This is a genomic window from Pseudoflavonifractor sp. An85 (assembly GCF_002161235.1).
GTDB lineage: Bacteria > Bacillota > Clostridia > Oscillospirales > Oscillospiraceae > Enterenecus.
The window spans coordinates 1-8,261 of sequence record NZ_NFHE01000051.1 but is presented as its reverse complement, the minus strand read 5'-3'; the positions used below and the strand labels follow the sequence as shown (position 1 = coordinate 8,261).

The following is an 8,261-nucleotide window of genomic DNA, read 5'->3' as shown; positions in this document are numbered from 1 at the left end:
GGGAAGGGCTGAAGCTGAGGCGGATGGAGTGGGGGATGGGGGTGGCGCATCGGAGCCCGTACTACACCCCATCAGGATCCAAGCAAGAATAATACCTAGAATTAGCAGTTTGTTCATCTCATAACCTCCAAAAAAATTCTGGCATAAGACCTGTTCGCCTTATGCCAGAATCATAATGGAAGTATCTCAACAAATTCTCAAATGCAGCAGATTTTTACGGTGACCTGTGCGCCACCTTCAGTGCTGTTTGCAAGGTGTAGGCTTCCGCCCAGTTTTTCCGCCAAAACATGACAGATGTATAGCCCCAGTCCAAAGTGTGGCGTACTTCCCAGTGTATGTGTTTCTCCCCGGTAGTAGGGAGCAGAAGCGTATTGCAAGTCTTTTTGGGAAAACCCGATGCCGTCGTCTGTGATAGAGAGTGTGAGAACATCTCCTTCTCGATCCAGAGATACCGCAATCTTGTGTTTTGCGTATCGGGCGGCGTTGGAGAGAATGTTTTCGTAAATCTGTAGGAATGCCTCCAAATCCATCACCAGCAGTTGTTCCGTGATAGAGGAATGAAACTCAACCTCCCCATGTGGGAACAGAAGCTGTGCGGTTTCTGAGATTGCCTCTGTGATGCGCTGGGCAGGAATTTCCCGAGGACGGGGATCGTAATCTTCCAGACGCTGCAAATCCCCCATGGTGGACACATAGGAATTGAGGCGCTTTACTTGCTTTTGAATGGAGGTGATGGACTCCAGAAGTTCGGGTTGTGCCTCCAGATGATCCCCAAGTTCATGGACGAGCAAATCGGTATGCCCCTGAATGACGGTGAGAGGTGTTTTCAAATCGTGGGCAAAGGCAGCGTTTAGCCGTTTGCGCTCCTCCACGGCGTTCCACATATTCCGGTTGTTTTGAACCAGTTCCCGTCTCATAATCTCAAAGGCGTGACACAGGCGACCCAGCTCGTCCGTTCCACTGTCATCAATTTGAAAATCCAGATTGTTGTCTGTAATCTCCTGTGCGGCATGGTTCAAAATGGACAGCGGCTTTTTGATTTTCCAGTGATAAAAAATCAACGCAGCCAGTACCAGACATATGGAATACCACAGAATTGCAGCAACATCCTCCAAATTTCCAAAGAAGGCATAGGCCTGACGGTCTCCGTCCTGAAAATCTTCTGCGTCCACCAAAGTGACCTCTTGCCAGAGTGCCATATCATCCGATTCTGTCAACGGAATTTCATCGGTGAAAACCATGTCTTCTGGGGGAATATACACCGTCATTTCGTATTTGTCTTCAATTTCGGCACGGCTCACTTGGGCGACCCATACCGTCAATTTGGTCAGAGAAAGGGCAGCTGCCAAGCAAACAAGACCACACACCATGAACGCCATGGGAATGGATGCTTTGCTCATCCATGTCTTTATGCAACCCATTTGTAACCAATCCCCCATACTGTCTCAATACATGGTTCACATCCAGCCTGAGTAAATTTCAACCGAATTTTTCGGATGTGCTCCATGATTACCGTATCGTCCCCGGAGCCTTCCAGCCCCCACACCCGGTCGTAGATACGGCTACGTTCAAAGGTTTGGCCCCGATGGAGAGACAGCAGCTGAATGATGTCAAACTCCTTGCGGTTGAAATGAATGCTTTTGTCACCCACAAAGACTTCTCGAGCCGAGTAGTCAATGGTAATTGATCCAAACACTTTTCTCTGGATGTCCTTGCTGCGGCGTTCTCTGCGCAGGTGTGCTTGGATGCGGGCATTTAGTTCAGGCAGGGAAAAGGGTTTTGTGATGTAATCATCTCCCCCTGAAGCGAATCCTTCGATTTTATCGGCATCTTCATCTCGAGCTGTTAAAAACAAAATGGGACAGGAAACCATGTCGCGGATGGCTTTGCACGTTTCAATTCCATCCATTTGCGGCATGTTGATGTCCAATAGAATCAAGTCTGGTTTTTCTCTTAGCTTCTCTATGGCTTCTGTTCCATCCATAGCACAGCTGACCCGATAGTTGTTTTGGAGCAAAAAGCGTTGAAGCATGGTAATGATTTCGCTTTCATCATCCACCAGCAATATGTGATATGCCATGTGTAACACCTTCTTTCGTTGCACATTATAATTTGATTTTCGGGAAATGGCAAATGGAAGAAAGAAAACCATAGACAAAAATAATCCTTATAGGCAGGTTCTATCTATATCATTTTTATCGAAATGATGTAGATAAACCTTGACTGTGCAATTAAATCCTGGTACACTTCAATTATATCATTACAAACAAAATGATGAAAATGAAACGGAATGAGGAGCAAAGATGCGAACCTACAACTTTGCAAAAAACTATGCCACATTGCTCACGCCGGATATTGTGTCCCTGCTGACCCAAATCCACGAGTACAAAGGAGAACAGGCCTTGTTTATCGAGGCTAAGGCGGACACCCTGACCAAGCTGGTGGAGATCGCCAAGATTCAGAGCACCGAGGCCTCCAACAAAATTGAGGGCATCTATACCTCGGATGAACGACTGAAAAAGCTGGTGCAGGACAAGACTACTCCACGCACCCGAAATGAGCAGGAGATTGCCGGTTATCGGGATGTGCTGTCCACCATCCATGAGAGCTTTGATTATATCCCGCCCAAATCCTCCATGATTTTGCAGCTCCACCGGGATCTCTACAAATTCAGCGGTATGTCCTACGGCGGGAACTACAAGACTTCGGACAATGTGATCGCCGAAACCGACGCCCAGGGGAACAAAACTGTGCGCTTTCAACCTCTCCCAGCTTGGGAGACACCGGAGGCCATGGACAACCTGTGTCGGGCCTATGAGGAAGCTGTGGGGGCAGGGGAGATGGACCCACTGCTGCTGATTCCTATGTTCATTCTGGACTTTCTCTGTATTCACCCCTTCAACGATGGAAATGGGCGCATGAGCCGTCTATTGACCCTGCTGTTCCTCTATCGGGCGGGTTATATCGTGGGCAAATATATCAGTATCGAGAAACTCATTGAGGAGAGCAAAGAAACCTATTATGAGGCTCTGCAACAGAGTTCCCAGGGCTGGCTGGAAGAGGAAAATGACTACGCCCCCTTTGTGCGTTATACCCTGGGGGTAGTGGCTGCGGCCTATCGGGAGTTTTCCACCCGGGTGCAGGCGTTGGCGGTCAGCGGTATGAGTAAGCCGGACCGCATTCGGGAGATTATCAAGGGCACCCTGGGGAAAATCACCAAGGCGGACATTATCAAGCAGTGCCCCGACATCAGCCAGATCACCGTGCAGCGCACTCTGGCCGACCTGCAAAAGAGCGGGGAAATTTTGAAACTCAGCGGCGGACGATATACCGCCTATGTCTGGAACCGAGAGAAGGAGTAAACATATGATTACTGGCGAACTGAAAAATAAAATTGACCGCCTTTGGGAGACCTTTTGGACCGGCGGCATCACCAACCCCCTGGATGTGGTGGAGCAGATGACCTATCTCATGTTCATCCACGACCTGGACGCCACCGACAACCAGCGAGCTAAGGAGAGCGCCATGCTGGGCCTGCCCCACAAGAGCATCTTTGCCAATGAGGTGCAGGTGGGGGAGCGGACCATTCCGGGCAATCAGCTCAAGTGGTCCGTGTTCCATGATTTTCCCGCCGGACAGATGTACTCGGTGATGCAGGAGTGGGTGTTTCCTTTCATCAAGAACCTCCACGCCGACAGGGACAGCGCCTATGCAAAGTACATGGGGGATGCCATTTTCAAAATCCCCACCCCGCTGATGCTGGATAAGATCGTCACCGCCATGGACGAGATTTGCGCCCAGGCAGAGCAGCTTCACGATGCCGACGTCCGGGGCGACATCTACGAATATCTGCTTTCCAAAATTGCCACCGCCGGGGTCAACGGCCAGTTCCGCACCCCCCGGCACATCATCCGCATGATGGTGGACATGATGGCTCCTCGGGCGGATGATGTGATCTGTGACCCAGCCTGTGGCACCTCTGGGTTTCTTGTGGCAGCAGGGGAGTACTTGAAGGAGAACCGCAAGCAGGAGATCTTCTTTGACCGGGTGAAAAAAGATCACTATATGAACCACATGTTCCACGGCTACGACATGGACCGCACCATGCTGCGCATCGGGGCCATGAACATGATGACTCACGGCATCGACAACCCCTATATTGAGTACCGGGACAGCCTGTCCGATCAGAACACCGACCGGGACAAATATACCCTGATTCTGGCCAATCCCCCCTTTAAGGGCAGCCTGGATGCGGACATCGTGTCCGCTGACCTGCTGAAGGTGTGCAAGACGAAAAAGACGGAACTGCTGTTTCTGGCCCTCTTCCTGCGGATGCTCAAGGTGGGCGGACGGTGTGCCGTCATCGTTCCCGACGGTGTGCTGTTTGGCTCATCCAAGGCTCATAAAGACATCCGCAAGGAAATCGTGGAGGGCAACCGGCTGGAGGCGGTGATCTCCATGCCCTCCGGAGTGTTCAAGCCCTACGCCGGGGTGTCCACGGCGGTGCTGGTGTTCACCAAGACGGGCCACGGCGGGACAGATGATGTATGGTTTTACGACATGAAGGACGACGGCTTCTCCCTGGACGATAAGCGCACCGAGGTCAAGGACAATGACATCCCTGACATCGTGACCCGGTTCCACAACCGGGAGGGAGAAAAGGAGCGGGAGCGCACCCAGCAGTCCTTCCTAGTGCCAAAAGAGGAGATTGCCCAAAATGGATATGATCTGTCCATCAACAAGTACAAAAAGGTGGAATATGTCCCTGTGGAGTACCCCTCCACCCAGGAGATTCTGGCGGCGTTGAACGAGCTGGAGATGGAGATCACCAAGGGGCTGGCGGAGCTGGAGGAGATGGTGTGATGGCGAGATTGGGGGATATTTGCAAATTTCAATCTGGTGGTACACCAAGCAAAAGTAATCCAGACTTTTTTGGAGGAAATATTCCATGGATTACAACAGTAGCACTAAATGGTGGCATTATTAATAGCACAAATGCAGTCGAGTGGATAACGGACAAAGCAATTCAAGAGAGCGCTGCTAAGATCGTCCCGCAAGACTCCATTATGATTGGTACACGAGTAGGAATCGGGAAAGTTGCTATCAATTCGGGGCCTATGTCAACAAGCCAAGATGTTATATCATTATTAGATATTGATACAGCAAGTTGGGATAAAGCTTTTTTATGTAAGTTCATCATAGCAAAGAACGATTTTTTGCTTTCGCAAGCGCGAGGTGCAACCATAAAGGGGATAAAAATAGATACCTTATCAAATTTGCAAGTGCCAGATATATCTCTGGAGGAACAGCGCCGCATTGCCACCCTGCTGGACAAGGTTAGCGATCTGATTGCCAAGCGCCGGGCGCAGTTGGACAAGCTGGATTTGTTGGTGAAGGCAAAGTTTGTGGAGATGTTTCAGGAAGAAAATCGGCGAAAGACCATTTCTGATATTTGTAGTATCATAACAGATGGAACCCATCAACCGCCTAAGTTTGTTCCTGAAGGGATACCGTTCTTGTTTGTTTCTAACGTGATCTCAAACGAAATTACTTATGAAACAGAAAAATACATTTCACAAGAAACCTATGACGAACTGATTAAACGAACTCCGATTGAGCCGGGGGATATTCTCTTGTCAACGGTGGGCTCATATGGTCACCCTGCAATAGTCAAAGACAATAAGAAATTCCTGTTTCAACGCCATATTGCATACCTAAAACCCAATCATGATATGGTGTGTAGCCAATATCTTCATTCTGCGCTTTTGTCTTACGATGTGCAAAGGCAGATAGAAGAAAAAGTAAAAGGAGTGGCGCAAAAGACATTAAACTTGTCAGAAGTCAGGAAAATTAGTTTGCCTGTACCTACAATGGATGTTCAGTTGGACTTTTGTAAATATGTCGAGAAGGTAAATGAAGAAAAGGCCAATATGAAACTGAGCTTTGAAAATCTGGAGACGCTGAAGAAGGCCTTGATGCAGCAATATTTTGGGTGAGGGGGGGTGTTTTAACTATGTTTTGTAGCATATTAGGCTATCTTATAGGTTTGGCCAAAAATCTCATTGCACTTTGTAATGACAACGCAGGGTTTATCTCAGCCATTTTAGCAGTTATCACAATACTCATATCTGTAAAGATTGGTAGATTGCCATATCAGAAAAAGCTAAGTTTTTATCACTACTTGGACAGCGATGAAACCAATGAAATTATTGCTACTGTCTATGTGAGTAACGTGGGAAGTTGTCCGGTGTACATAGATAAATTGATTGCAAAAGACGGTTTTTTCAAAACAATTGGGCAGTGCAAACAAATTCCAAACACAACTTTGATTGATGATCGACTACTGGAACCCCAAAAAACCCTTCTTTTCAAAATTCGTTTAAAAGGATACAGATGGAATTCCCAGGAAAAAAGGGGTGCCTTACGATTCATCTTAACAACAGGAAGAAAGAATATTACATATCGAACCAATTGGTGTATTGGGTAACAGTATCACCAACTTTGATTTTCTTATCTTAGACCACTAATTTACCGCCTTCGGAGAGATGGTTGTTTCAATAGTAGCCGCGAAAAGATGTAACAATGAGAAAGTTCTAATGCAGATGTTTATGCATAAAAAGAGGTGTGTTATCTTGTGAAAAGCCAATTAGAAAAATTTGTAATGAAGTTGAGTATGAAAGCAATACCCAACAACGCTAATTATAGTGGGGAAATTTTTCACTACACGGCTCTGAAAAATATAGAATCAATGTTGCTAGGTCCAAAGGATCACATTGTTTTATGGGCCAGTCAGTTTGATTGCCTGAATGATTTCTCTGAGGGAACTGTGGTTGACAAAATCTATCGTGAAGTATGCCACAAGCTAAAGAATGAATCACTAATCTCAGAAGAGTTGTTTAATGCGATTGTGGATGTGAACGCCTCGCCCAATGAAACATTTCTTGTTAGGAAAAATGGGAAGCTCAGAATTCATCGAGGGGAATACACGACATATATTGCATCTTTTTCTCATTCGAACGATTTGCTCCCTATGTGGAATTATTATTCGAAAGGAGACATGTTCGAGGGAATAAATCTGGGGATGAATGCCAAATCCATTTTTTCCAACCTGATAAATGATTTTGTAGAGGCAGGAGTGTCAATAGAGATTTGTCCTGTGATTTATACCAAAGAAGACCAAGAAAAGTTGATGAGAGAATTCCTTTTAGAAATAGCAAGGGAATACGATGAATCTTACAATCATTCAGTAAGAGCGATTGTTTCCATGAAACTCACATCGTGGAAGATGCTTTTCAAACAAAAAGACTTCCAGCACGAGCAGGAAGTTCGAATTATTGTAAAGGTTGCAAATAAATTCAGAGATGTCCTGCCGGTAAAGTATAGAACAAATTCTGGGTATATCATCCCATATATTGAACTGGAAATCGATAAAACAGCAATGGAATCTGTTACTCTCGGGCCTTTTCGTGGGACAGAAAACCAACGAAACCTTCAAGTGAATGTATTGAAGCAATTACTTGCTTCAAACGGTTATGATGTAGCTATATTATCGTCTCAGGTGCCTGTTAGATATTAGCGAGGAAAGCTATACGATCGGTTTTTGCTCTTATTTACATTTTATGAATTGTCAATATCATTTCAAAGTGTTGAATTAGCGCATCAAAAAGGACACAAAACAGTAACATTTTAGATGAGGTAGAAGGTATGGATAAACGATATCAAGTTTTTGTGAGTTCAACTTTTGAAGACCTTCAAGAAGAGCGCAAAGAGGTTATGCAGGCGTTGCTGGAATTAGACTGTATTCCTGCGGGAATGGAACTGTTCCCTGCCTCTAATGATGACCAATGGACACTGATTAAAAGGGTGATCGATGACTGTGACTATTATCTGCTCATTATTGGAGGACGCTATGGAAGCATAAACGAAAACGGCATTAGCTACACGCAAATGGAGTTTGAATATGCATTAGAAACGGGAAAACCGATTATTTCCTTTTTACCTAAGAGTCCAGCTAATATTCCTAGCGGTAAATGTGATAATGATCCCGCTAAGCAAGAAGAACTGGAAGAGTTTAAAGAGCTTGCAAAAAAGAAGTTGATTAAATATTGGGAGGGTCCCGAAAACCTTGGCTCCGTTGTGTCTCTATAATGGTCTCATAAATTAAGACACTTTTTCGGACAATTTTTAATGAATCTGATATACTAAAATCAATACGAAAGAGAGGATTCATTACTATGTCCAGACAAAGAAGAAGTTTTAGC

8 protein-coding genes are annotated in these 8,261 nt (G+C 45.9%); 6 read left to right on the top strand and 2 right to left on the bottom strand.

The window, feature by feature from the left end:
- Positions 1–197: 197 nt before the first annotated feature.
- Positions 198–1,421 carry a HAMP domain-containing sensor histidine kinase gene (locus tag B5G37_RS13760; protein WP_158099439.1) on the bottom strand — a complete coding sequence of 408 codons (1,224 nt, stop codon included), beginning with the start codon at positions 1,419–1,421 and terminating at the stop codon, positions 198–200.
- A complete protein-coding gene (locus B5G37_RS13755; RefSeq protein WP_087258763.1) occupies positions 1,409–2,080 on the bottom strand; it encodes a response regulator transcription factor in 672 nt (223 codons plus the stop codon). Before B5G37_RS13755 ends, B5G37_RS13760 begins: the two co-directional genes overlap by 13 nt.
- Positions 2,081–2,303: 223 nt before the next feature.
- Here B5G37_RS13755 and B5G37_RS13750 point away from each other — a divergent pair, with 223 nt between their 5' ends.
- The 6 genes from B5G37_RS13750 (at position 2,304) to B5G37_RS13725 (ending at position 8,148) form a co-directional block, all read left to right on the top strand.
- On the top strand, positions 2,304–3,362 hold the full coding sequence (locus tag B5G37_RS13750; RefSeq protein WP_087258761.1) for a Fic family protein: 1,059 nt from the start codon (positions 2,304–2,306) through the stop codon (positions 3,360–3,362).
- Between the two features lie 4 nt (positions 3,363–3,366).
- Positions 3,367–4,863 carry a class I SAM-dependent DNA methyltransferase gene (locus tag B5G37_RS13745; RefSeq protein ID WP_087258759.1) on the top strand — a complete coding sequence of 499 codons (1,497 nt, stop codon included), beginning with the start codon at positions 3,367–3,369 and terminating at the stop codon, positions 4,861–4,863.
- Positions 4,863–5,996, top strand: a complete 1,134-nt coding sequence (locus tag B5G37_RS13740; protein WP_087258757.1) for a restriction endonuclease subunit S — start codon at positions 4,863–4,865, stop codon at positions 5,994–5,996. The genes B5G37_RS13745 and B5G37_RS13740 overlap by 1 nt, the downstream gene beginning before the upstream one ends.
- A gap of 17 nt (positions 5,997–6,013) precedes the next feature.
- Positions 6,014–6,487: a hypothetical protein gene (locus B5G37_RS13735; protein WP_087258755.1), complete on the top strand. Its 474-nt coding sequence runs from the start codon at positions 6,014–6,016 to the stop codon at positions 6,485–6,487.
- 147 nt (positions 6,488–6,634) lie between these two features.
- On the top strand, positions 6,635–7,576 hold the full coding sequence (locus B5G37_RS13730; RefSeq protein ID WP_087258753.1) for a DUF2971 domain-containing protein: 942 nt from the start codon (positions 6,635–6,637) through the stop codon (positions 7,574–7,576).
- A gap of 128 nt (positions 7,577–7,704) precedes the next feature.
- The gene (locus B5G37_RS13725) at positions 7,705–8,148 is read left to right on the top strand and encodes a DUF4062 domain-containing protein (protein WP_087258751.1); all 444 of its coding nucleotides are present in this window, start codon (positions 7,705–7,707) and stop codon (positions 8,146–8,148) included.
- The last annotated feature ends 113 nt before the right edge of the window (positions 8,149–8,261 follow it).

Bases quoted from the DNA above. Each gene is read 5' to 3' on its own strand.
- B5G37_RS13760 (WP_158099439.1), bottom strand. From the start codon at position 1,421: ATGGGTTGCATAAAGACATGGATGAGCAAAGCATCCATTCCCATGGCG.
- B5G37_RS13755 (WP_087258763.1), bottom strand. From the start codon at position 2,080: ATGGCATATCACATATTGCTGGTGGATGATGAAAGCGAAATCATTACC.
- B5G37_RS13750 (WP_087258761.1), top strand. From the start codon at position 2,304: ATGCGAACCTACAACTTTGCAAAAAACTATGCCACATTGCTCACGCCG.
- B5G37_RS13745 (WP_087258759.1), top strand. From the start codon at position 3,367: ATGATTACTGGCGAACTGAAAAATAAAATTGACCGCCTTTGGGAGACC.
- B5G37_RS13740 (WP_087258757.1), top strand. From the start codon at position 4,863: ATGGCGAGATTGGGGGATATTTGCAAATTTCAATCTGGTGGTACACCA.
- B5G37_RS13735 (WP_087258755.1), top strand. From the start codon at position 6,014: ATGTTTTGTAGCATATTAGGCTATCTTATAGGTTTGGCCAAAAATCTC.
- B5G37_RS13725 (WP_087258751.1), top strand. From the start codon at position 7,705: ATGGATAAACGATATCAAGTTTTTGTGAGTTCAACTTTTGAAGACCTT.